The organism is Mycobacterium sp. MOTT36Y (assembly GCF_000262165.1).
Classification (GTDB): domain Bacteria; phylum Actinomycetota; class Actinomycetes; order Mycobacteriales; family Mycobacteriaceae; genus Mycobacterium; species Mycobacterium intracellulare.
The window spans coordinates 4,328,872-4,351,622 of sequence record NC_017904.1; the positions used below are offsets into that span (position 1 = coordinate 4,328,872).

Here is a 22,751-nt window from a genome sequence, read left to right on the forward strand (position 1 = left end):
TTTCGGCGTGGGCGACCCGCTGGGGACCGTCCGCATTTATGCTGACCACGATGGCGAATCACGGCCCCGATCCCACGACGCCGCTGTGGCGCGCGGCGCAGGTTTTTCGGTTGCTGAGTTGCGTGTATGCCGCCGGGTTTCAAATCGCGATCAATCCCGATCTGCGCCGGCCCGCGCTCGGTTGGGTCCTGTTCACTGTGCTGATCGGCTGGAGCGCGGCGTGCGCCGTCGCCTACCTGCGGGGGTTCGGGCGACGACCGTCATGGGTGCTGGCCGAGATCGCGATCGCGGTGTTGCTCATGTGGTCGAACACCGTCGTCGCGACGCCGCACTGGGCGGCCGAGAACCAGACCTGGCCGACGACATTGTGGGCGAGCAATCCCACGATTTCCGCCGCGATCCAGTTCGGCCCCGGTGGCGGGATGCTGACGGGCCTGGCGGTGATGGCCACCAATTTCGCCGTCAAGGACTACCTCGCCCTCAACCTGGGGCACAACGCCACCGTCATCATCGAGCTGGCCATCGGCATGGCGATCGGCATGGCCGCGCAGACCGCGCGCCGCGCGCACGCCGAACTGCAACGGGCGGCCCAGTTGAGCGCCGCGGTGCAGGAACGCGAGCGACTGTCCCGCGAGGTGCACGACGGCGCCATCCAGGTGCTGGCGCTGGTCGCCAAGAAGGGCCATGAAATCGGCGGCGCCACAGCGGAACTCGCCGACCTGGCGAGCGAGCAAGAACGAGCGCTGCGTCGATGGGTGGCATGCGCCGATATCGATCCCGATGCCGACGGCGCCACGATGGATCTGCGCACGCTGCTGCGATGCCGGGCGTCCGACCGGGTGTCGATCAGCCTGCCGGCGACTCCGGTGTTGTTGGGACGCCGGATAGGGACGGAGCTCGACGCCGCGGTGGGCAATGCCCTGGACAACGTCGGTGCCCATGCGGGGCCGGAGGCACGCGCGTACGTACTCGTGGAGGACCTCGGCGATTCCGTCGTGGTCAGTGTCCGCGACGACGGCGTGGGCATTGCGGCCGGTCGACTCGAGGAGGCGGCGCGTCAGGGACGCCTGGGCGTTTCCCAATCGATCGTGGGGCGGCTGGCGTCGCTCGGCGGCACCGCGCAACTGCGCAGCGGCCCCGGCGAGGGCACCGAGTGGGAGTTGTGCGTGCCGCGCGGGGAGGGACGTCGTGGTTGAGGATGCGGCGCCGGCGACGGTGATGGTGGTCGACGACCATCCGATCTGGCGTGATGCGGTCGCGCGCGACCTGGCCGAGGGCGGATTCACCGTGGTGGCCACGGCCGACGGGGTGGCCGCCGCGGGGCGGCGGGCGGCCGTGGTCAAACCCGACGTGGTGGTGATGGATATGCAGCTGCCCGACGGGAACGGCGCACAGGCCACCGCGGCGGTGCTCGCGGCGTCGCCGTCGACGCGGGTGCTGGTGCTGTCGGCCTCCGACGAACGTGAGGACGTCTTGGAAGCCGTCAAAGCCGGTGCGACGGGATACCTGGTCAAGAGCGCCTCGAAATCCGAACTGGCACAGGCTGTGACGGCGACGGCCGCGGGCCGGGCCGTGTTCACCCCGGGGCTGGCCGGACTGGTGCTGGGTGAATACCGGCGCATCGCGCAGAGCAAGGACGACGGCCCCGCCCGTCCCAGCCTGACCGAACGCGAGACAGAGGTGTTGCGGTACGTCGCAAAAGGGCTGTCCGCCAAGCAGATCGCCATGAAGCTGTCGTTGAGCCACCGCACGGTCGAAAACCATGTGCAGGCGACATTCCGTAAGCTTCAGGTCGCGAACCGGGTGGAATTGGCGCGCTACGCGATCGAGCATGGCCTGGACTCCGAACCGTGACCCGAGGGGCAGGCGACCGCCCGCGCGGCGACTAGTGCGGCCACGACCACGGCCATGCACACCAGCCCGTCGTCCTTGAGGCCCCACCTGATCGCGGCCAGGATCGCGACACCGGCCACGCACAGCAGCGCGCCGACGACCGCGCCCCGCCCGCGCGAGGTGACGGTCCCGGCGCCGTCCCAGCCGGCCAGCGGGTTGTTTTCGAGCGGCCGCAACGCGACGAACAGCACGGCCACGGCGAGGACCACGATGAGCACCTGCGCGACGCTGACGGCGAGGAAATCCGGCTGGCCCGGAAACCGCGGGGAGCCAAGGTAATCGAAGAGCAGGTGCACGCCCAGCAGCACCGGCATGTGCCACAGGTAGAGGGTCATTGCTCCGGAGTTGCCGATCGCGGTCCACCACCACACCCGCGGTCGCTGCGCCCAGCGCGCGATCGCCGGTGCGGCCGCGATGGCCAAGGCGCTCAAGATGATTGCGTGCCCGGCCAAGAGCAACGACGGCGGGCTGGTGTTGGAAAGGTGGTGATCCCCGGTGCCGACCATGCTGATCTGGTAGGGCCCCCAGCGCACCAGTGCGACGTCGACGGCGAAGAAGACGCCGGCCACGGTTAGCGCGGCGCGGCCGCTGAGCAGCCGGCGGCGGTAGGCGACGCCGAACATGGCCGGAATGAGCCAGACGCACAAGTTGAGGTAGCCCAGCGGCATCATCGCCGGCGAATGCAGCCGGATGACGTCGATCAGCGCGGTCGCGCCGTAGACCGCGGCCACCCCCGCGGCGAGGCGCCGCGCCGTGGTGATGCGATACAGCATCGGCATGGCGGCCAGCACCAGGACGTAGGCGCCCAGGAACCACAGCAGCTGCGTGCTGACGCCGGCAATCGGCTCGTAAATGTGTTGGGGCAGAGCCCGATACAGCACGGTCAGCGCGACCGCCCAGAACGCCAGGTAGTAGAACACCGGCCGGAACAGCCTGGTGCAGCGTTTCATCAGCCAGTCTCCCCAGTTGGTGCCCGGGGACCAGGAGGACAGGCAGGCCGCGGCGCCGGCGAAGAAGAACAGCGGCATGATCTGAAGCAGCCAGGTCGCCGCCTGGAACAACATCGAGGTGGTGAGCAGGTTGTCCCAGATCAGGACATGGTTTTCGATGACGCTGATGGCCATCACGGTATGGCCGAGCACCACACCGATCAGGGAGGTGATGCGGATGACGTCCAGGACGCGATCACGGTCGGCCGGCGTGCGCGCGGCCACCTCGGCGACGTCGGGAAATCTGGCGAGAGTTGACATGGGTGTCCTTCTGTGAATCGGGATGAAAGCGTTGCGGCGGAGCCGAAGTCGTGCGATGAAAGAAGCATTGCCGACCGCGCGGCTGTGAGCCTGAGCGGTTCTACGCGTTGGGGCTGAGTAGTACTACTCAGCTCGCGGTGTTGAGTGGGTCGTAGTCGGCCAGCAGCCTCTCGATGCGGGCTTCGTCGAGTCGGACCCGCACGGTTGCGGCTTCCTGCTGGTCGCGAATGACCTTGGCCAGCGTGAACGCGCTCGACACCAAAAAGAGGAAGGTGATGCCGAGGAACAGGCGTTGCCACGCGTCAAGGGGAAGAAAGTAAATCCCGGCCAGCGCGGTGAGAAAGCTGATCGCGAACGCGACGGCGGCCTGAACGAAGAAGGCGGCGGTGGTTTTTGACATGCTGTTGGGAACGGTCATGCCAATAAGCCTGCGACGGCGCACCCTTGGCGGGATCCGTAAGACTACTCAGATTTGGCGGGGATCCGTGGCGCCCTCGACAGCGACGCCGCGACACTCGCGGCGCACGCCCCGAGCATCGTGGCGATCACCGTCGCCACCTCCACCACGGCGAAGTGGGCATCCACGACCGGCTTGACCACCAACACCACGGCGAGGGCGGGCACGATCAGCCGCACCCACCACGCCACGAGGCTGTCACCGGGGATGCGTGAATTAGCCTCTATGGCAAACACATACAACAAGACGAGCAACAGGGCCGCCGCGCCGAAAACGACCGTGGCGATCACGCGCATCCCGTGCGCCGAAAGGATGGCCGACATCGCCGCGACAAGCCCTACCACCGCCACTCGCAGGCCGGTATTCGGCGTTGCCTCACGAGCGGCCGCCAGCCCGGCGGCGATGCGCACCGCCGCCCACCCCGAACCCAACGCGGCCGCCGCCGTCAACGCGACGCCCGCGACGGCCATCCACGTCCAGCCTGCGTCGGCGTAGAACTCCGGAACAGCCTCGGTCAGAAACTTGGCGTTCCACCGCCACGGCCCCGCGACGCCCTGGTGGTCGCCCACCCACAAGATCACCGCCGCGCCGCTCACCACCGCGACCGCCAGCGACATCGATCGGCCCGGCCTGGCGATGCGCGCGGCGCGGGCCGTGACGAGTTCGACGCCCACCATCCCCAGACCGAAGCCGACGAGCTGGCCGGACAGCTGGCTCGGCGTTGCGGCCGTTCCGATGACGACCGCGTCACTGCCCGCGGCGACGCGGGCGGTGACCGCCAGCGCAAGGTAGACGTAGACGAGCAAACCCGCGACCACGAGCGGCGCCACCACCGAGGCGACCACCCAAGTCGTCACCCAGCAGACGACGGCACCGACGGCGAGCGCGGCCACCAGTGCGCAAACCGGCAGCCACAGAACAACCTTGGCGGGGTCGTCACCGGAGGAAAAGTCCACCAGCACAACCGCTCCGAGCGCGACCGCGAACTTAGCCGCCAACGCGAGGTAGGCAAGCAGCTGAATGGCGCCCGCCGCGAAACCCGCCCGGGGGGTGGCGCCGATCAACTCGGCGGTACTGCGCGCGTGCGGGGCGTAGGCGCGCAGCCGCGTCAAGGCATAGATCACCGGAGTCACGGTCACCGCTCCGAGCAGCGCGCCCAGCCCATCCGCCGCCGCGGACGCGATCACGGCCATGCTCAGCCCGGCCGCTTGCCACGTCCCCAGCAGCGGACCGTTTGGACCGGATTCCGGTGGCGCCGGCGGGCGCAGCGATTTCTTCGGCATCGCTCCAGCATGACCCAGCGGCGCGCAATCGAATACCGAACGCCAACGCATTCCGATACTTTGTAGCCCCAGGGTCAAGGTAGGTAGGGCTGCACATGTCTGACACGGTGAAGGTGACCGTCGACCGCGACTCGGTCGCCATGGGCGACGACGTCGACTCCCATCGCGAGTTCTGGGTCTATCCCGCCTCGGCCACCATCGATGACCTGCTGGTCGAGATTTCTTCCCACTACGTACCGGGAATCGCCGGGCCGGCCGGGTGGTGCGTGTATCTGGACAACGACGACCGATCGCGCCACCGGGAAATCGGCCTCATCTATAGCCGGGATGACCTCAGGCAGCGGGATCACATCTGCAGGTTGTTGCCCGGAAAGACGACCATGAGCGATTTGACAAAACGCGTGGGGTCGCCGGAATTGGGCGTCTATGTGTCCTACCTGACTTTTGACGAAGCGCGACCCTTAAGCCTGGACGAGGTTGAGGGAAGTTCCACGTTCACCGGATGCCGGCCCACCAAGCTGGAATCCGAGGCCGCCGCCGACGCCAAACGCGACTGGGTGCTGATGCGCGAGCTGGACCGACTCGCGCGGAGCGTCGCCGGGGCGCGCCGCGACTGGGTTCGGGCCAATCTCCTTGCGGCGCCGCCGCCATGGATCGACATCTTCATCGCCCGCAACTTCCACTACCTGACCGAATTGCATTGCCCGGCCAGCATGTCAATAGCCGCAGAGCTTCTCGGCGTCGACGCCTCCCGCGATGAGGACTTGGCGGCAGTGGCCAACGCCGACGCGCGCCCCATCGTCGTGACGCTCGCGATGGTGCTGGCCGCCTTCGAATGGGGAACCCAGCGCGGCACGTGGCGGGCAGGAGAACAGCCATCCCACAAGGTCTACTTGGAGCTGCTCGCCCATTGCGGCTACCGGCTCTCGCCCATCGAACAGGTCATGGCCGGCCACATCAGCGTCGAGCAGCTCAAATTCGGCGCGGCGGACGCCGCCAGGCTCGATCGGATCCGCCAACTCCGGGACCAGCAATACCAGCTCCGCATGAGCCGCTACTACGCCAAGACCCTCACCGACGAGCAATACCAGGCCGCCATCGGGCCCGTGCATGCCGAACTTTCCAGCCTGGGAGAGCTTCCCGGCCCCATGTAGGCGATTCGAAACGCTCAGGCGTCGATGACCACGCGCCCGTTTTTGGCCCGGGACACGCAGACCAGCATCTCGTCGTCGCCCTCGGCGGCGCTCCCCCGTCGATCGACCTGTCCGGCAAGGACTTTCACCTTGCAGGTGCCGCAGAAGCCCTGCTGGCAGGAGTAGGCCGTCGTCGAGTCGCGGTCGAGCATCACGTCCAGCGCCGACCGGTTGGACGGCACGGTGAGCACCCGCTGCGAACGCGCGAGTTCCAGTTCGAACGGGACGCCGTCGATCACCGGCGGCGGTCCGAAACGTTCGTAGTGCAACGGCGCGTTCGCGTGTTCGTCGCGCGCGATGCGCACCGATTCGAGCAGCGCGGTCGGGCCACACACGTAGACGGCGGTGGTTGGACCGGCGTCGGCGAGCAGGTCCGCCGCGGTGGGGATCCGGCCGCGCTCGTCGTCGGCCCAGACTGTGACGCGGTCCGGCGCGACCGCCACCACTTCGTCGAGCAGCGGCATGTAATCGCGGCTGCGCCCGGCATACACGGCGCGCCAATTGATTCCGTGCTGCTGCGCGGTCTGGATCATGGGCAGGATGGGCGTGACCCCGATGCCGCCGATCACGAACAACACCTCGTGCTCGTCGGTGACGAGATAAAACGCGTTGCGGGGGCCTTCGAACTCGATCAAGTCCCCCACGTGCAAGGTGTCGTGCATTTCGATCGAACCACCGCCGCCGTCGGGAATGCGGCGCACGGCGATGCGATAGTCGGTGCGCCGCCCGGGCGCACCACACAGCGAGTACTGCCGGCGGCGTCCCGATGGGAGCCGGACGTCGATGTGCGCGCCGGGCGTCCAGGATGGCAGCAATCCGCCGTCCGGGTCGGCCAGCGTCAACGCGACCACATCGGGCGCCGGCTCCTCACGTTTGGTGATCACCGCGGTCGTGGTCCGCCGCACGGGCTGGACCCGTGAGGGCGTCCACCGCGACGCCGACGCCATGCCGCCGAACAGCGTGCCGACGCCGTACAACGCGGTGTACATCCGGTCGCGTTTGCGCCGGCCGTAGAGGTCGGCCGGAATGCTGTCCCAAATAGCCCGTGTCACAGCCATCCTCACGCCTGCCCCATGCCGTGACGGCCCGCGGGCTCCGACGTCAGGTTGACCCACTCGCCGGTGAATCCGGCGATGACGTCGGGATGCGAGGTGACCACCCAATGGCCACCCTCGATCGGGACGATCCTGCCGCCGTCCGGAATGGAGCCGGTAAACCGTTGCAGGGCGGGCGATACGAAATAATCCCGCCGGGCGACGAGCACCTGCACCGGCACCCGTGTCTGCGGCAACTGCTTCACGGGCACGAAGAACGGCGCCGGCATGTTCGCCCGGTACAGGTTGAGGCCGTTGAGGTAGTCGTCGATCGACCGGGTCGCCGCCGCCCGCTGCCGGTCGCTGCCGCGGCTGCGGCCGATACGTTCCACCGCGGCAAAGACTTTCCCGGTGGCGCGCGAGCGGATCGCCAGCTCCGGCACAACCGGGCACAGGAAGAACCAGATGTACGACGACGCGAGGGCCTGCTTGACGACGTCGAAGACGGCACGCGGTGTGCGCGGGGACCGTAGGAACCTCCCGGCATAGTTCAGGTGCGGCCCGGAGATCGACGTGAACGAGGCGACCTTGGCCATCACCGTATCGTCGGTGACCGCCGCCCAGCCCTGGATCGAACCCCAGTCGTGGGCCAACAGGTGAACCTGGCCAACCCCGAGGCTGTCGATCACCGCGCCGACATCGGAAACCAGCTGCGGCAGCACATAATCCGTTCGCCGTGCCGGTTTGGAGGAGTCGCCAGACCCGCGCACGTCATACGCCACGACGTTGAACCGGCCGGCGAGTTCACCTGCGACACCGTCCCACACGCGGTGGTTGTCCGGGTAGCCGTGGATCGCCAGAACGGTGGGCCGCCGCGGGTCGATCTCCGTGTAGGCGTGGACGGCCAGCGAAACCCCGTCGGAGGCGATCACTGTGCTGGACTGAGTCATCCCGAACGCTCCCGTGTTCAGTGCGACGCGCGGGCGGCGGGTGAGCGGGCCAAATAGTCGACCGCGCGACCCACCCCGCCCAGCTGGGACGGATGGAAACTCGGCGTGTAGTAGGCGCCGATGACCCGCAGGAACTGGAATGGCCCGGGCACCAAGCCCCTTCGGGCCGCGCGGAAGTAGTCGCGCCAGCGCGGTTTGGTCCCCGGCGGCAGGTACGGGTCGACCGAATACATGAACCGCACGCCGCGGATGAACAGCCACAGCAACGCCGGCGTCACGAGCAGCTGGGTGCGCACCTGCCGCCAATACCCGGCGCGCAGGTGCTTCATGGTGTCGAACGCGACGGCCTTGTGCTCGACCTCCTCGGCGCCGTGCCAGCGCAGCAAGTCCAGCATCACCGGATCGGTGCCCAGGGCGTCGTGCTGCGGGGTGTCCAGAATCCATTCGCCCAGGATCGCGGTGTAGTGCTCGAGCGCCGCCACCATCGAGACCCGTTCGAGCAACCAGCTCTGCCGGCGACGCCGGCTCCAGTGCGGCCGGTCACCGATGAGTTGGGTGAACAGCCAGCGCATCTGGTCGGTGAAGGGCGTGACGTCGATGTCGTTGGCCGCGAAGTGCCCGAGCACCCCCGCGTGCGCCTGGGAGTGCATGGCCTCCTGGCTGACGAATCCCTGCACATCGCGCCGCAATTGATCGTCTTTGATCAGCGGCAGGGTGTCCTTGAACGCGTCGACGATGAACTCCTCACCCGCCGGCAACAGCAGATGCAGCACGTTGCAGAAGTGGGTGGTGAAGGGCTCGTTCGGCACGTAGTAGAACGGCAGCGTCGACCAGTCGAAGTCGACGTCACGCGCCTGCAGGACGATGCGCTCGCGATCGAGCGAGGCGTCATGCGGGCCCGCTGCCATGTCATCGACGGTGAACATCGTTGCCATCCCCTTTCCGTGCTAGGCGCTGCGCTGGGCCTCGTCCTCTACTTCAGTGATCAGACGCTCGCTGCGCAAGAACCGGACGAGGTGATCGACCGTCTCGGTGAGCGCCGGCTCGCGCAGGCGGACCGTGGCCAGCCCCCGCCGGTGACGGTACTGGGTGTTGTCGTAGCGCTTGTCGCGCATCGCCGCGATCTTGCCCGCCGACCGGGTGAGGAAGTCGACCAGCGGATACATCTGGTCGTTCGGCGTGCACCGACGGTCCAGCTGCTCGGCGAACGATTCGATGTCGTGGTACTCAAAGCGGTACCCGTAGCGCTCGGTCAAGATCCGGGTGATGTCGGTCAGGTTGTAGTAGTCGTCGGCCGTCATGTTGAAGACACTGCCCGACTCGTCTGGGAGGTCCATCAGCGCGACGATGTGATCCGCGATGAGGTCCGCCGGCAGCAGGCTGATCTGGTTGAGCGCGTTGACGGCCAGACCGTGCTCGATCATGAATGCCGTGAGGCGCACCAGGATGTCGTCCTGGCTGCCGAAGCCCGCCCGGGTCGGAGAGATCAGCGACGGCCGGTAGATGCGGACGTCGAGGCCCTTCCGCTGCGCGGCCAGCGCCAGCTGCTCGCCTACCCACTTGGTTTGCGAGTAGCCGAAGTCCAGCCCGGCCATCTTCTCGTTCGCGTCCCACTCCCCGACCACCGGTTCGGTGCTCCAGCCGTAGATGAACGTGCTCGATACCAGGTGGAAAGTCTTGCGGTGGGCGGTCATCGCCAGCCGCAACAGCTCGCGGGTGCCTTCCACGTTCGCGGGCCGCAGCGCGTCGTAGGTCCGCACGTAGTTGACCAGCGCGCCGTTGTGCACGACGGCGTCGACGTCCTCGGCGAGTTGCTGGAAGGCCGCCTCCCCGATGCCCAGCGCAGGCTCGGCGAGATCGCCACAGATCACCCGCACCCGCGCCCGGACCTCGGCCTCGAGCGCCGGCGTCCAGAGCTGGGCGCGGCGCAGCGACGCGACGATACGGTCCAAACCGTGCGCGGCGTCGGTGGCTCGCACCAGCGCGTGCACGTTGTACGACGTCCGGCTGAGCAGGCTGCCCACCAGGAACGGCCCCAAAAACCCGGTCGCGCCGGTCAGCAGGATGTCGGTGGGCGCACCCGCTCGCGCGGGCGCGAGCTCGGGCAGCGGCAGGGCGGCGTCGGCACGCATCTGCGCGGTCTCGTAGGCCTCGTAGTCGGCCGAGATCTGATCCAGCGCCCGGCGCAGGGCGTCCAGCGGCTGGCCGGATCCCTCGCCGAATTGGCGCATCAGCCCGAAGAATTCGGCCACCGTCAGCCGCTGCAGCAGGCGCGTGTTGACCTCGTCGGCGAGCTCGCCCGCGCCGTGCTCCTCGAGCACGGCCTGCAGGTCGGTGCGGAGTTCGGCCAGCGCCAGCGAATCGATGCCGAGGTCGGCGAACGAGCAGTCCTCGTCGCCGGTGAGGTCGTAGCTCTCGATGAGATTGCGGAAGCGCTCCAGCGGGCCCGCACTGACCTCCACGGCCTCGCGGGTCCGGGTGGCCGCCGGGTTGACCCAACTCGTGAACGCGGGCAGCGTGCCGTCCAGCCACAGCTGGCGGGTCCGCGCGCGCCGGATCTTGCCCGAGGTCGTCTTGGGGATGCTGCGTGGCGGCGCGAACACGATGGTGTGCGGATCGATGTGGCAGTGCCGCCGGATCGCGCGGGCCAGGGCCTTCGCGTCGGGCAGGTTGTGCTCGTCTCGCACCTCGGCGACCACGACCAGCGCCTCCTGCTCGTCGCGCTCGACCGACAGCGCGGCGACGCACCCGCTGCGGACCTGGCCGGCGGAGCGTTCGACGACGGCTTCGACGTCGGAGGGGTAGCAGTTGACGCCGCGCACGATGATCAGGTCCTTGCTGCGGCCGCAGACGAACAGCTCACCCTCGTAGAGGAAGCCGAGATCGCCGGTCCGCAGATAGGTGTGGTGGTCATCGCCGGCGATGCGGGCCCCGAACATCTCCGCGGTGAGCTCCGGGCGGTTCCAGTAGCCGCCGCCCTTGGAGGGCCCGTCCAGCCAGACTTCGCCGACCCGACCCTCGCCCAGCGCCGTCCGCGATTCGGGATCGACGATGCGAACCAGGGTTTCGTCGATGGGCTTGCCGCAACTGACCAGCGGGACCTGGTTGCTGTTCTCCGGCAACGCCTTTTCGACCCGTGCGACATTCTTTTCCAGCCCGCGCTTGTTCACCGTGATGGTCTGGCGCCCCCGGATCGAGACGATCAGGGTGGACTCGGCCATGCCGTAGGCGCCGGTCAGCGCCTCGGGCCGCAGGCCGTAGTCGCCGAACCGCTTCCGGAATTGGTCGAAGGTGTTGGCCCGCAACGGTTCTGCCCCCACGACGATGCACTCGAGGCTGCTCAGGTCGACACCGGCCAGCTCGGACGCGGGCAGCTTGTCCTCACGCAGGCAGTATTCGAGCGCGAAATTCGGTCCCGGCGTGTGCGTGGCGCGCACGTCGCTGATCAGCCGAAGCCAGGACGAGGGCCGCGCGAGGAAGTCCAGCGGCGACATCGCATGGGTGGACCCGCCCAGCAGCAGGATGAACATGTAGGCCGAGATCAGGCCCATGTCGTGATGCTGCGGAAGCCACGAGGCCAGGACCACGTCGCCGGTGAAGGCGGACCCGTTGGCGATCACGTTGGCGTGGCTGACGATGACGCCCTTGGGGTCGTTCGTCGAGCCCGAGGTGTATTGCAGGAAGAGCACGTCCCCCGGCGTGTCCGCCACCGGGGCGCCGCCGAATTCCTGGGCGCCGTCGGTGGCGAACCAGGGCAGCTCCGGCAGGGCGGCGTCGGACCACGCCTGCCCACCGTGGCGCTGGCCGAGCAGCAGCCGGAAGTCGTACTCGAACTGCTTCGTCGACAGCACGGCCTTGGCGCCGCAATCCCGCGCGATGAAACTGAGCTTGGCCAGTCCGGACTCGAACGACATGGGCAGCGGTGGGCTGACGGGGACGGCGATCACCCCGATTCGGGCGCAGGCATACAGCGCCGCGATCATCTCCAGGCCGGGGGGGTAGACGAGCAACGCGCGCTCGCCCGCTTTGAGGCCGGCCTCTTTGGACAGGTAGGCGGCCAGCTCGCGGGTGCGGTCGGCGAAGCTCTGATAGGTGTAGTGCTCGAGTTCGCGCCCGTCGGCGTCGACGAAGCGGAAGAGAGTCTGGTCCGGCTTCAGCGCTTCCCACTTGTGCAGGTAATCGATCAGCGTCTCCATCTTTGGAGCGACCCCCTTCCAGGTTTGGGCTGAGCCCGGGAACGACTTCCGTCATGAATATAAAACCAATGTAACCCTGACGGCCGGTGAAGAGCAAAACATCCAGCATCATTAATGGGCTATGCACAACACATTCACAGCTTCGACTTAAGCGGGGAATTTAATTGCATAAATCCTGATCTGTGTCGATACGGACTTCAGTATCTCAGTGGTTGGTGACCAGGAATTATGCTCGATGTTTCTCCTCAGATACTGACGTACGGATGTACTAATCCACGCAATTCATATGTCCTGTGGCGCGCGCAATAATAACCCTGCCACCCCGTCTCCTTATGGTCAAATCGCTGAGCCAGAAAAGATTTCCATATTCCGATTTTCCGGGCTTTTTGTGCCCAGGCGCCGGAAGTGGATTGCGAACTAAAAAGTGACAGGCGTCACGGCGCCGGCGCGCTGTGCGCGCGGGCGATGGTGGACGGGGCGACCGGCGCGATGCGGATCCGCGGTCCCGCCCGGGCCACGAGCTTCACGATGCCCAGGAAGCGCTCCCCGTCGATGATGGGTGACAGCGGCTCGTCCTCGGCCTCGATGATCATCTCGTGGCCGTTGACGTCGCGCAGCCCCTTGCCGCGGAGCATGCCGTTGGTCAGCGCCGTGGGAAGCTGCGCCACGATCCGCGAGGGCCGCAGGTATCCGGCCTGAAAGTGCAGCGCGCCCGGCTCGGCAGCCTTGGGGAACAACCGCAGCGGGCCGCCGATGCGCAGATCGATCGCGCCGGCGTGCAGCAGGCTGTGCGTGCGCGACGGGACCTCCTCGCCGTCGATGACCACGCGGGCGCTCGTGGGGGTGAACAGGATCGAGGCGTAGTTCGGCGTCTTGACCCGGCTCGGGGCGATCTTGGACGTGATGTAGTCGCCGAAGCTGCGGGCGATCACCCGCGCGACGGCGAGCCGACCGTGATCGGGGGCGTCGTAATACCGGTCGTAGAAGCGGTTCCCGACCCCGCCGGCGGCCAGCCCGAAGCAGAGGCGATGAAACGCCGCGCCGTCGTCGGTTTCGCCGTCGAGCACCAGCGTGTCGAGCCACATCTCGGGCGGAGGCTGATCGGCCTCGGCGGCGGCGACCAATGCGCGGATGATCGTCTCCGGCCGGCCGCGCACCCGGGCCTTGCGGGCCACCGCGTTCACGCTGCCCCCGTTGGACGGGACGAACGCCGGCCAACTTTCCGGGTCGCCGATGCATCGCTCGGTTTCGTTGATCAACCAGTGCAGCGCGCCGTCGCCACCGTCGCCCACCAGGTGGGTGACCCGGGGACCGATCTGCGCGATGGTTTCGCGGAGATCGTCGATGGATGCGGTCTCGTGCACCTCGCCCCAGGGACCGACGAGGCGACGCAGTTCGTCGATGCGCCCGCGGGGCGCGGCACGATTCTTCCGCGCTTTCGGATTGACGATGACGCCTAGAAACATCCGGCGGTCCCCCACGCGTACCTGACAAAACACCGCTGTCGTGCTACCCGCGCCGGTGGGATGTCGCTGGTCATCCCAGGCACGATACCTGCGAGCGCCGCCGGACGAGCAATGCGTCCTCACCGCCACCGCGCGGCCGCTCGGCCCAGCGGCGCGCCCGGCAGGTGCGTCGTTAGGGTGTCTGCCATGGCCGATTGGACCGCAGCGGAGCTGCCCTCGTTCGCCGGAAGGACCGTCATCATCACCGGCGCCAACGCCGGGCTGGGTGAGGTCACCGCCCGCGAGTTGGTGCGGGTTGGTGGCCACGTCATCCTGGCCGTCCGCAACACCGACAAGGGGCACGCCGCCGCCGCCGCCCGCATGGCCGGCCCCGGTCGGGCCGAGGTGCGCCAGCTCGATCTGCAGGACCTGTCGTCGGTGCGGCGCTTCGCCGAGGGCATCGACACCGTCGACGTCCTGGTCAACAACGCCGGCATCATGGCCACCAAACACGCGGTGACCGTCGACGGCTTCGAGGGTCAGATCGGCACCAATCACCTCGGCCACTTCGCCTTGACCAACCTGCTGTTGCCCAAGCTGACCGACCGCGTGGTGACGGTGTCCTCGCTGATGCACCACTTCGGCTATATCAGCCTCAAGGACTTGAACTTTCAGTCGCGGCCCTATTCGGCCTGGCTGTCCTACAGCCAGTCGAAGCTGGCCAATCTGCTGTTCACCAGCGAGCTGCAGCGGCGTTTGGACGGCGTCGGCGCGTCGCTGCGCGCCCTGGCCGCCCACCCCGGATGGTCGCACACGAACCTGCAGGGCAACTCCGGCCGCAAACTGGGTGACGCGGCGGTCCTGGCGGTCGACCGCATCGTGTCGACCGACGCGGAGTTCGGCGCCCGCCAGACGTTGTACGCGGTGTCGCAGGATTTGCCGGGCAACACCTTCGTCGGCCCGCGGTTCGGGCTGTACGGTCGCACCCAACCGACGTGGCGCAACTGGCCGGCCAAGAGCGCGGGCACCGCCGCCGCGCTCTGGGAACTGTCCGAGCGGCTCACCGGAACCGCATTCCCGCTCTGAGCGGGCCGCGTCTGTGCGGCTGGGCAACCGCGGGGCGCGCGGGTCGGCGCCGCGATTAAATTAGTAGTTCGAGCACAAGCCAGCTGGGTGAGGAGGTTATGCCATGTCCGACGTGCATCTGGCGGCCATTCTCGCCCTGTGTGCCGCGCTGGCATCCGCGATCGGCAACGTCGTGCGTCAGCGGTCCGCGCAGGAGGTCACCGACGGGCGGGTGGGCCACCTGACGTTGTTCGGCATGTTGCTGCGCGACACCCGGTGGTGGCTGGGCGGTTTGGGCGACATCGGCAGTTACGTGCTGCTGGCCGCCGCCCTCGACAAGGGCTCGGTGTTGCTGGTGATGTCGCTGCAGGTGACGGCGCTGCTGTTCGCGCTGCCGATTTACGCGCGGATGAGCCATCACCCGATCACGCGCCGGGAGTGGACCTGGGCGCTGCTGCTGGCGGTCGCGCTGGCGGTGCTCATCGCGATCGGAGACCCGACCGGCGGTCAGCAGCGGGCGCCGCTGCAGACGTGGCTCGTGGTGGCCGCGGTGATCGGCCCGCTGTTGCTGCTGGGCTTGTTGGGCGCCCGCATCTGGGTGGATCGTCCCGTCGCGGCGCTGCTGCTTGCGGCGGTGGCCGGCTCGCTGCTGGCGGTGTTCGCGGTCCTGATGAAGGGCGTTGTCGACATCCTCGAGCGCCATCCGGGCCAGGTGTGGCAATCCTTCGAGCTCTATGCCCTGGTGGGCTGCGGGGTGGCCGGGATGATCTATCACCAATCGGCGTATCGGGCCGGCGCGCTCACCGCGTCGCTGCCGACGATCATCGTGGCGAAGCCCGTGGTGGGCGGGATCCTCGGAATCGTCGTGCTCGGCGAGACGCTTGCGGCCGGCGGCTGGGAGTGGTTTGTCCTGGCGGTGACGGCGGTGGTGGTGATCGTCGCGACGGTGGGCCTGGCGCGCGGTGAGGCGGCCACGGTGTCGGCCGGCGCGGGGCGCGACGTGAAATCCAATGAGCGGCCGACCGCCGCCACCCAAGCGTGAGCGGGCCGGAGCGGGACGCGAATCACCGCCTCTAGCAAGCTTTTCGGCTGCTACGGGTTGATGGTGTTGTCGCCGACCTGGCGGCCCCAGACGTACTCGATCGCGTACGGCGATCCGGTGTCCAGGTGGTTGTAGGGCGCGATGCTGTTGCCGGTGTCCATGACCAACTCGGGTGCGGGCCACAGGTCGCGGCTGATCTTCTGCCAGCAACCCGGGGCGCCGCCGGGGCCGCCGCGGGCGTTCACGCGTGGCAGGTTCTCGGGCCAGATGTAGGGGTTGGGCGCCCCGCCGACCACCCCGGCGATGCCGCCCACCAGCGACGCGATGACGGGCACCGCGGACACCGGGTTCGCGATCAGTCCGAGCCCGGAGAGCACCTCGGTGTCCATGTTCAGCGAGTAACCGTTGAAGCCGCCTTCGGCCGCGCCCGTGGGGCCCAGCGCATCGACTTCGCTGCGCATCAGGCAATAGATCTCGGGGCTGTAGGTGTCGAGCAGTTGGGCCGTGGGCACCAGGTCGGCGGCCCCGCGGGCCAGATACGGGCCGCCCTTGGTGAACAAGTCGGCCCCGGTGTTGCCGAACCCGGCCGCCGACAACAACGCCTGATCCAAATCCTTTTGCTGCGCGTTGATCGTGCGCGAGGTGACCACCGCGTTGTTCAAGAAGTCGAACAGATCCGGCGAGGCGTCCGCATACGTGTCCCCCAGCGCCGCCAGCCGCTGAATGTCCTTGCGCGCCTGCGGCATCCGCGGATTCACGTCGTCGAGGAGCGTATTGGCGTTGACCACCGACTGCCCGAACTTCTCCCCCAACCCGGCCAACGACTGCGCCGCCGCGCTCAACGTCAGATTCAACTTGACCGGATCGACCTTCTGCGCGATCGAGGTGATCGTCTGAAACAGCGTGTTGATCTCGGTGGTCACCGAACGCGCATCCAGCACGGTGTGCGCCGAGATCTTCTGCGGCGACGGGTGCGCCGGCGTCGTCAACGACACATACTTGCCACCGAACACCGTCGTCGCCTTGATATCGGCATTCACATTCGACGGGATCAACGCCAAATACCGCGGATAGACCTCCAGCGTGAACTTCGCCGCCGGCTTGCCATCACGCACCGTCTCCGCGATCTTGCCGACCCGCCCGATCTCCACCCCGTTATAGGTCACCTTCGACCCCGGATCCATCACCAACCCAGCCCGCGACGCCAGCATCGTCAACTCGGTCTTCGGCGTGAAGCCGCCCCGGAACTGGATGTACACCAAGGTGAAGATCACCGCGAGCACGAGCAGCGTGGCGACCGCGATCCACTTATAGGGCGGGGTCCGCTGCGAGTTGATCTGCACAGGTGAACCGGGACTCTGCTGTCTCGATACCACCGTCGCCGCCCCTTACGTTCTCCCCCGGGTCAGAGCCGATACCAGGAGCCCTTGATAGAAAGATCATTAAAATCTACCGCGGCGCCCGCACTTATGCGAACCGCCATTAACAAAATTCGTGTTGGCGCCTGTTCCAGCGCTCAACTTTACGAGACGCGCTGGCGCGTCCCCTCTTCGGTGGCGGCGCACCCGTCCGCGTGCGGGTCTACGCTCGGGTAGCGGTAAGGAGAGGTGCGCAATGCTCGCAGCGTTCGGATTCGAATCCCTGGGTGTGGTCGTCGGCGACATGTATTTCGTCGACCCGTCCCCGCTCGAAGGTCAGGAAACCCCGGAGCGGGGCGTCAGACTGGAACTGCGCCTCGTCGACCGGGCCGAGCCCCAGGGCTCGATCTATGCCGGTGTCCCGATCGCCTTCACCCGCCCGGTGTGGCGGGTGGACCTTTTCGGATCGACGGAAAGCCCACCGGGGACGCTGGACCGGGCCCATCACCACCCGCGTTTCGACGGCTGGGAACCCGGACGCCGGCACTTCGTCCCGGAGCTCTCAGCGGACCCGGTGTCGTGGCTGGCCGAGCAGCTGGCCGACCCGTCCGCCGTGCTGACCCGGGCCGGCGTCGACGCCGACGCGGTCAGCGAGGCCGACAAGGAAGGGCTCGCCGCCGCGGCGCCGGAGATCGTCGCCGCGGTGAAGCGGTTGCTCGACGGTGTGCGGGACGGGGAGCTGGCCCCCGAACCCGCCGAGCCGGTTGCCGCCGCCCGTACCGGTTGGCTCTGATCTGCGTTAGCGTCGTCGGCGTGACCCTCAAAGACATCGCCCTGAACACCCTCGACGGCCGGCCCACCACGCTGGCCGAATTGTCCGACGGCGCAACGCTCGTCGTCAACGTGGCCTCCAAATGCGGGCTCACTCCGCAGTACACGGCCCTGGAGAAGCTGGCCAAGGACTACCGCGACCGCGGCCTGACCGTCGTCGGCGTCCCGTGTAACCAGTTCATGGGACAGGAACCCGGCACGGCCGACGAGATCCAGGAGTTCTGCTCGACGACCTACGGAGTGACGTTCCCGTTGCTGGCGAAGACCGACGTCAACGGCGACGGCCGCCACCCGCTCTACGCCGAGTTGACCAAAGCCGCCGACGCCGACGGCCAGGCGGGAGACATCCAGTGGAACTTCGAGAAGTTCCTCCTCGCACCCGACGGTGCGGTGGTGCAGCGCTTCCGGCCCCGCACCGAGCCCGACGCCCCCGAGGTCATCAGCGCCATCGAGGCCGTGCTGCCGCGGTAGGTCGGCGCTCGCTAGGCGAGCATCGGGTCGATCGCGGAGCGCGGCACCAACACCTGAGTGGCGTCGGGCACCATGCGACCTTGGTCGAAAAAGAAGATCACGCCATCGTTGGTGACGGCGAAATTCTGGTAGTTCGCCGGGTCGTAGGCGGCGGCCGGCGCGATGGCCACCGGCGGCGCCGTCGGCGTCTGGTTCGCGGGCGGTGTGGTCTGCGGCTGGTTCGCCGGCGGGGTCTGCGCCGGGTTCGCGGGCGGCGCGGCCTGCTTCTGCAGCTCGCTCTGCACGATCGGCGCGACTGTCTGCAGCGGGTCGTCGACGCGCCACAAGGGCGTGTTGTTCTTGTCGTCCGAGGCGGCGGTCCACACGATCGCCTTGCGATAGGTCTGGTCCCAGTTGAACGACTTGAACGTCGTCTTGGGGGCGCCGGTGTTCTCGACGACCTTGAACACCACGGCCTCGGTGCCGCGCGGTGGTATCGCTGACCCGTAATTCGTCGACGAAATGGTCAGTTGGTAGGGCTGGTCGCGGGGTGCGGACGATTTGGCGGCGTTGAGGAAATCGTCGCGCTCCTTGGTGATGAAGTCCGCCACGGACTTCTCGTCGGGGTAGTTGACCGGGAAGCTGATGTTGACGTTGTAGCCGGGGTCGGCCATCTGGATCTGGCATGCCTGGCCGGTGTTGGCGCCCTTGAGCTCGGCGCAGTAGTCCTTCGGCGGCGCGGCGGCGGCGACGCCGGCCGAGCCGAAGAGCACGAGGGCCGTGGCGGACGCTGCCACCTGGATGCTGCGCATGTGGGATCTCCTCCGACAACTCGCGGTACCGATGCGACGGACGGAGGTAAAGATATGCCATCGCGTGCTTGGCGAACACGTTCCCGACTGATCATTCGCTTTGCGAACGTTCGCGCCAACGCCCCCGCCGGGCGTGAAAACGGCCCCCGGAGCAATCTCCGGGCGCCGTTTTACCTGGTAGCGGGGACAGGATTCGAACCTGCGACCTCTGGGTTATGAGCCCAGCGAGCTACCGAGCTGCTCCACCCCGCGTTGGTGAATGCCAGGTTACCGAACCGGTGTCACGGCGACCAAATCGCGCGCTCAGCGGGGTGAGCGGCCCGGCGTTCGCTGACAGGACTGCGCCGGGCGCGTCAGAGCGCCATCCCCATTTGCGTCAATCTGACCCGGTTCTCGTCGAACCACTCCTGTTCGCGACCAGGCTCAGGCAAAACCAATCCAGCCTCCATTGCATTTGCCGGGTCGACTTCGGTCAACGCGACGAGAAATTCGGCTTCAGACTGGCCGGTGGCACGACTCCACATCCGCGAGAATTCGCGCAGCATCGTTTGGCGGGTCGCGGCATCGCGCCCGTGGCGGATGGCGCCGAACAGGTAGGAGTGGCTCGCCTGTTTGCGGCCAACGAAGCAGTCACCCACCGGGATCTCGTGGAAAAGAACGTTGACGAATAATTCCGGTGCTCCGGTGGCGCTGGTGTGAATGGTGGTGATCTCGTCGGCGATTCGAGCCTTCGCCGACTCGCTCAGCAGTCCTGGCGGACTGTAACACTGGTAGACGGGCATTTCGTGGGAGTCCTTTCGAACGAGTAGGGATTTGGCCGGCGCTATGCCGCCAAGGAAGGCGAGCAGATCAGCGACCCCATCGGGGCGACCGAACCGGCCGTGCTAACCACGCACGGCCGCCATGAATCTTTCGAGTTCGCATGGGATGTCGGGTCCCGAGGGCTCGATCATGACCTCGGTGGCACCGGCCTCCGCCATCGCCGCGACGGCCCTCCCGACCGCGTCGGCCGATCCGCTCAGGGTGACCGACGGAACCGAGGCGTAGCCTCCGGCATGCCAGGCCGCCATGTCGGCCGTGTTCATCTCGACCATGGTCCCCTGGTGAATGTGTAAGTGGCGCAGGCGTTGCGGGATCCGCTCGATCACGTCCAACCACGCTGCGCCACCCGGCATCTCGCGCAACGCGTCGGCACCCTGCGTGGTGTAGACGAAATGATATGCCGCCGCCCAGGGGGCACCCACCGCCGAGCGGACCCGTTCGTCTGCCAGGCTCTCCCCTTCGTCGAGTACGGTGCCCATTGTCGCTACCACTGTGCGCGCAAAATCACGCTGTCCGGGCACGACATTGAACATCGAGATGATCCCGTCGGCGCCGACCCGCTTGGCGACGCCTGCACCCTTGGGACCGGTTGCCGCCAGCAGCAACGGGATTCGCAGGGGCAGCACCTCCGATTGCGATGAGCTGAGCATCAATTTTATGGCCGCACCTTCCCAGTCGACCACCTCGCCGGCCAACAGCGCCTGGTAGGCACGGATATAGGCCTCCATGTACGACCATGCGATCGGGGGCTGGCCGATGGCCGCGCGGCTGGAGAATCCTGTGCCGAACGACGTCAGAATGCGTCCGGGTGCCACTCGGTGCAGTGAGACGGTCTCTGCGGCGTTGACCAACGGATGACGCTGTGTCGGAATCAGTACCGCGGGACCCAGCTCAATCGTCGTCGTCCGCTCGGCGGCGCGGTGCAAGGCCAGCCAGACGTCATCACCACCGAACGGACTGTCGTAACAGTAGGCGCGCCGATAGCCAAGTTTCTCCGCTGAGGCAATGTGCTGAGCCGACTCGATCGACGGTGGTAACGCGACGCTTACCGCAACATCCGTCATCGCCTCTCTACACCTCCGGCATTCGCTTGCTGAGTTTTTGCAGCGTCAGCATTTCGCGTCCTTCGTCGTCGAGGTACGGGATGCCGATCCCGTACTCTTCCCACCGGCCGGCAATTTTGGATTCCAGCTCGGGCGATAACCGATCGGTCGGCGGGAAGCGGCGCCCGCCCCATTCCGCGCGAGGCTCGATCTCCCAGCTACGGGTGGCGTCGATGAGCACCCGCGTCCACTGGCCGGCCCCGTACTTGTTGGTGTCGTTCTTCTCCGGCGGGGTCGACGGATCGAGCGAGGAGCCCAAACCCGGTCCAAAGAAAGCGATGTCGCCGAGCCCCGCGTTGACCCGATAGGACATGGCCCAATCCAGCGCGACCGGATCGTGGATGTCGATGTCCTCCTCGACGACCATCACGTTTTTGTGGAACCACACCGATCCCCCGGTGCCCCAGAGCGCCGCGGCGATCTGTTGCGCGTGGCCGCGGTACCGCTTCTGGATCTGCACCAGTGTGTTCTGGCCGTTGGTCACCTCGGTCATCCAGAGGTCGGTGATGCCGCCGATGCCAAGATCGTCGAGCACGTTCCAGGTGATCGCCGACCGTGCGAAGTTGGTGATGCTGTCCTCGTTGAACATCCCCGGCCGGATGCCCTCGAGGGTGCCGCGAAGCACCGGGTCGTTGCGGTGGGTGATGCGGGTGACCCGCAGGACCGGCGCCGGTGCCGCGCCGCCGATGAAGCCCGGATACTCGGCGAACGGACCCTCTACGACGAACGTCGAGGGGTCGGGATCGATGAAGCCCTCGACGACGATCTCCGCGGTCGCCGGCACGTGCAACGGCACAGATTCGCAGGGCACCAGGTCAACGGGTCGGCCGAGCAGCGCCCCCATCATGTCCCACTCACAGACGTTCTTGGGAAAGGGGCTGCCGGCGCAGAACGGCAGCACGTCGTGCCACCCATAGACAACCGCAACCGGCATCGGCTCTGGCTTGTATTCCTCCATATGGCCGCCCCAGCCCTGGCTGGGCACCAACAATTTGGCGATCTTGTCGCGGTCGACGATCTGGCCGCGGTAGAGACCAATGTTGTCGCGTCCGGTTACCTTGTCTTCGGTGACGACGCCGCAGAAGGTGTCGATGTAGCGGCCGCCGTCCTCACCGTGCCACTTCGGGACGGGGAGCTCCCACAAATTGATGTCGTCGCCTTCGACGATGTTCTCTTTGACCGGGCCCGAGTCGACAACGCGTGGTGGGATGGGCTTTTTGAACGCCTCTCGCAAGTGACGAACGATGGCCGAATCGCTGGTGCCTTCTGGCAGCCCGAGCATCAGTTGGACCTGGCGCCGGCTGCCCAGTGCCGACGTCAACAGCTTTGTGCACCTGGTGTTCTCATGGCCGACAATGTTTTCGAACAGCAGAGCCGGGCCGCCCAGAGACAGGTTGGCGCGGGTGATCGCACCGATTTCCTGGTCCCAGTCGACAGCGGCTCTGACCCGACGCAACTGGTCCGCCGCTTCCAGTGTTGCCAGCCAGCTACGCAGGTCGGGTCCCGCACCGGCCCCGTCCGGTTGGGTGATACTCGTCGTTTCCGGCAGGCTTGTGCCCGTGGTCAT

At 67.2% G+C, this 22,751-nt stretch carries 20 protein-coding genes and 1 tRNA gene; 7 read left to right on the forward strand and 14 right to left on the reverse strand.

The window, feature by feature from the left end; all coding sequences use genetic code 11:
- The first annotated feature begins 38 nt into the window (after nt 1-38).
- Both macS and W7S_RS19675 read left to right on the forward strand, forming a co-directional pair.
- Nucleotides 39-1,196: a MacS family sensor histidine kinase gene (gene macS / locus W7S_RS19670; RefSeq protein WP_014712206.1), complete on the forward strand. Its 1,158-nt coding sequence runs from the start codon at nt 39-41 to the stop codon at nt 1,194-1,196.
- Entirely contained in the window at nt 1,189-1,854 is a 666-nt protein-coding gene (locus W7S_RS19675; protein ID WP_041297996.1) for a response regulator transcription factor, read from the forward strand. Before macS ends, W7S_RS19675 begins: the two co-directional genes overlap by 8 nt.
- Here W7S_RS19675 and W7S_RS19680 read toward each other — a convergent pair.
- From W7S_RS19680 to W7S_RS19690, 3 genes are all read right to left on the reverse strand, one after another.
- A complete protein-coding gene (locus W7S_RS19680) occupies nt 1,818-3,143 on the reverse strand; it encodes an acyltransferase (protein ID WP_014712207.1) in 1,326 nt (441 codons plus the stop codon). The two genes, W7S_RS19675 and W7S_RS19680, sit on opposite strands and share 37 nt — an antisense overlap.
- Before the next feature lie 127 nt (nt 3,144-3,270).
- Nucleotides 3,271-3,561: a YiaA/YiaB family inner membrane protein gene (locus tag W7S_RS19685; RefSeq protein ID WP_009952929.1), complete on the reverse strand. Its 291-nt coding sequence runs from the start codon at nt 3,559-3,561 to the stop codon at nt 3,271-3,273.
- Between the two features lie 44 nt (nt 3,562-3,605).
- Entirely contained in the window at nt 3,606-4,883 is a 1,278-nt protein-coding gene (locus W7S_RS19690) for a hypothetical protein (protein WP_014712208.1), read from the reverse strand.
- A gap of 95 nt (nt 4,884-4,978) precedes the next feature.
- Between W7S_RS19690 and W7S_RS19695 the strand changes: the two genes are divergently transcribed.
- A complete protein-coding gene (locus W7S_RS19695) occupies nt 4,979-6,037 on the forward strand; it encodes a hypothetical protein (protein ID WP_014712209.1) in 1,059 nt (352 codons plus the stop codon).
- 14 nt (nt 6,038-6,051) lie between these two features.
- Here W7S_RS19695 and W7S_RS19700 read toward each other — a convergent pair whose 3' ends face one another.
- The 5 genes from W7S_RS19700 to W7S_RS19720 all read right to left on the reverse strand — a co-directional run bounded on the left by W7S_RS19700 (nt 6,052) and on the right by W7S_RS19720 (nt 13,722).
- A complete protein-coding gene (locus W7S_RS19700; protein WP_041297997.1) occupies nt 6,052-7,134 on the reverse strand; it encodes a PDR/VanB family oxidoreductase in 1,083 nt (360 codons plus the stop codon).
- A gap of 2 nt (nt 7,135-7,136) precedes the next feature.
- Nucleotides 7,137-8,060 (reverse strand): alpha/beta fold hydrolase, encoded by a 924-nt coding sequence (locus W7S_RS19705; protein ID WP_041297999.1) that lies wholly within the window; start codon nt 8,058-8,060, stop codon nt 7,137-7,139.
- A gap of 17 nt (nt 8,061-8,077) precedes the next feature.
- Nucleotides 8,078-8,986, reverse strand: a complete 909-nt coding sequence (locus tag W7S_RS19710) for a metal-dependent hydrolase (RefSeq protein ID WP_014712212.1) — start codon at nt 8,984-8,986, stop codon at nt 8,078-8,080.
- Between the two features lie 21 nt (nt 8,987-9,007).
- Nucleotides 9,008-12,256 (reverse strand): thioester reductase domain-containing protein, encoded by a 3,249-nt coding sequence (locus tag W7S_RS19715; protein WP_014712213.1) that lies wholly within the window; start codon nt 12,254-12,256, stop codon nt 9,008-9,010.
- 434 nt (nt 12,257-12,690) lie between these two features.
- On the reverse strand, nt 12,691-13,722 hold the full coding sequence (locus W7S_RS19720; RefSeq protein ID WP_014712214.1) for a diacylglycerol kinase family protein: 1,032 nt from the start codon (nt 13,720-13,722) through the stop codon (nt 12,691-12,693).
- Nucleotides 13,723-13,908: 186 nt separating this feature from the next.
- Here W7S_RS19720 and W7S_RS19725 point away from each other — a divergent pair, with 186 nt between their 5' ends.
- A complete protein-coding gene (locus W7S_RS19725) occupies nt 13,909-14,787 on the forward strand; it encodes an oxidoreductase (protein WP_014712215.1) in 879 nt (292 codons plus the stop codon).
- Nucleotides 14,788-14,890: 103 nt separating this feature from the next.
- The gene (locus W7S_RS19730; protein ID WP_014712216.1) at nt 14,891-15,808 is read left to right on the forward strand and encodes a DMT family transporter; all 918 of its coding nucleotides are present in this window, start codon (nt 14,891-14,893) and stop codon (nt 15,806-15,808) included.
- Between the two features lie 50 nt (nt 15,809-15,858).
- On the opposite strand, the gene W7S_RS19735 is transcribed toward W7S_RS19730, so the two are convergent.
- Nucleotides 15,859-17,151, reverse strand: a complete 1,293-nt coding sequence (locus W7S_RS19735) for an MCE family protein (RefSeq protein ID WP_014712217.1) — start codon at nt 17,149-17,151, stop codon at nt 15,859-15,861.
- A 271-nt stretch (nt 17,152-17,422) separates the two neighbouring features.
- Between W7S_RS19735 and W7S_RS19740 the strand changes: the two genes are divergently transcribed.
- A complete protein-coding gene (locus W7S_RS19740; protein ID WP_014385621.1) occupies nt 17,423-17,959 on the forward strand; it encodes a hypothetical protein in 537 nt (178 codons plus the stop codon).
- A 20-nt stretch (nt 17,960-17,979) separates the two neighbouring features.
- Nucleotides 17,980-18,468 (forward strand): glutathione peroxidase, encoded by a 489-nt coding sequence (locus W7S_RS19745; protein ID WP_008259599.1) that lies wholly within the window; start codon nt 17,980-17,982, stop codon nt 18,466-18,468.
- An 11-nt stretch (nt 18,469-18,479) separates the two neighbouring features.
- On the opposite strand, the gene W7S_RS19750 is transcribed toward W7S_RS19745, so the two are convergent.
- The 5 genes from W7S_RS19750 to W7S_RS19770 form a co-directional block, all read right to left on the reverse strand.
- Nucleotides 18,480-19,259 (reverse strand): RsiV family protein, encoded by a 780-nt coding sequence (locus W7S_RS19750; protein ID WP_014712218.1) that lies wholly within the window; start codon nt 19,257-19,259, stop codon nt 18,480-18,482.
- Nucleotides 19,260-19,434: 175 nt separating this feature from the next.
- Nucleotides 19,435-19,511: transfer RNA gene (locus W7S_RS19755), tRNA-Met, on the reverse strand.
- A 101-nt stretch (nt 19,512-19,612) separates the two neighbouring features.
- Entirely contained in the window at nt 19,613-20,041 is a 429-nt protein-coding gene (locus W7S_RS19760) for a tautomerase family protein (protein ID WP_014383140.1), read from the reverse strand.
- Nucleotides 20,042-20,143: 102 nt separating this feature from the next.
- Nucleotides 20,144-21,145 carry an LLM class flavin-dependent oxidoreductase gene (locus tag W7S_RS19765; protein ID WP_014385622.1) on the reverse strand — a complete coding sequence of 334 codons (1,002 nt, stop codon included), beginning with the start codon at nt 21,143-21,145 and terminating at the stop codon, nt 20,144-20,146.
- Between the two features lie 7 nt (nt 21,146-21,152).
- Nucleotides 21,153-22,751, reverse strand: coding sequence for a UbiD family decarboxylase (locus W7S_RS19770; RefSeq protein ID WP_014380896.1), 1,599 nt, complete (start codon nt 22,749-22,751; stop codon nt 21,153-21,155).

Excerpts from the sequence above, each read along its gene's own strand:
- macS (WP_014712206.1), top strand. The coding sequence starts at position 39 with ATGCTGACCACGATGGCGAATCACGGCCCCGATCCCACGACGCCGCTG.
- W7S_RS19680 (WP_014712207.1), bottom strand. The coding sequence starts at position 3,143 with ATGTCAACTCTCGCCAGATTTCCCGACGTCGCCGAGGTGGCCGCGCGC.
- W7S_RS19685 (WP_009952929.1), bottom strand. The coding sequence starts at position 3,561 with ATGACCGTTCCCAACAGCATGTCAAAAACCACCGCCGCCTTCTTCGTT.
- W7S_RS19690 (WP_014712208.1), bottom strand. The coding sequence starts at position 4,883 with ATGCCGAAGAAATCGCTGCGCCCGCCGGCGCCACCGGAATCCGGTCCA.
- W7S_RS19695 (WP_014712209.1), top strand. The coding sequence starts at position 4,979 with ATGTCTGACACGGTGAAGGTGACCGTCGACCGCGACTCGGTCGCCATG.
- W7S_RS19700 (WP_041297997.1), bottom strand. The coding sequence starts at position 7,134 with ATGGCTGTGACACGGGCTATTTGGGACAGCATTCCGGCCGACCTCTAC.
- W7S_RS19705 (WP_041297999.1), bottom strand. The coding sequence starts at position 8,060 with ATGACTCAGTCCAGCACAGTGATCGCCTCCGACGGGGTTTCGCTGGCC.
- W7S_RS19710 (WP_014712212.1), bottom strand. The coding sequence starts at position 8,986 with ATGTTCACCGTCGATGACATGGCAGCGGGCCCGCATGACGCCTCGCTC.
- W7S_RS19715 (WP_014712213.1), bottom strand. The coding sequence starts at position 12,256 with ATGGAGACGCTGATCGATTACCTGCACAAGTGGGAAGCGCTGAAGCCG.
- W7S_RS19720 (WP_014712214.1), bottom strand. The coding sequence starts at position 13,722 with ATGTTTCTAGGCGTCATCGTCAATCCGAAAGCGCGGAAGAATCGTGCC.
- W7S_RS19725 (WP_014712215.1), top strand. The coding sequence starts at position 13,909 with ATGGCCGATTGGACCGCAGCGGAGCTGCCCTCGTTCGCCGGAAGGACC.
- W7S_RS19730 (WP_014712216.1), top strand. The coding sequence starts at position 14,891 with ATGTCCGACGTGCATCTGGCGGCCATTCTCGCCCTGTGTGCCGCGCTG.
- W7S_RS19740 (WP_014385621.1), top strand. The coding sequence starts at position 17,423 with ATGCTCGCAGCGTTCGGATTCGAATCCCTGGGTGTGGTCGTCGGCGAC.
- W7S_RS19750 (WP_014712218.1), bottom strand. The coding sequence starts at position 19,259 with ATGCGCAGCATCCAGGTGGCAGCGTCCGCCACGGCCCTCGTGCTCTTC.
- W7S_RS19760 (WP_014383140.1), bottom strand. The coding sequence starts at position 20,041 with ATGCCCGTCTACCAGTGTTACAGTCCGCCAGGACTGCTGAGCGAGTCG.
- W7S_RS19765 (WP_014385622.1), bottom strand. The coding sequence starts at position 21,145 with ATGACGGATGTTGCGGTAAGCGTCGCGTTACCACCGTCGATCGAGTCG.
- W7S_RS19770 (WP_014380896.1), bottom strand. The coding sequence starts at position 22,751 with ATGACCACGGGCACAAGCCTGCCGGAAACGACGAGTATCACCCAACCG.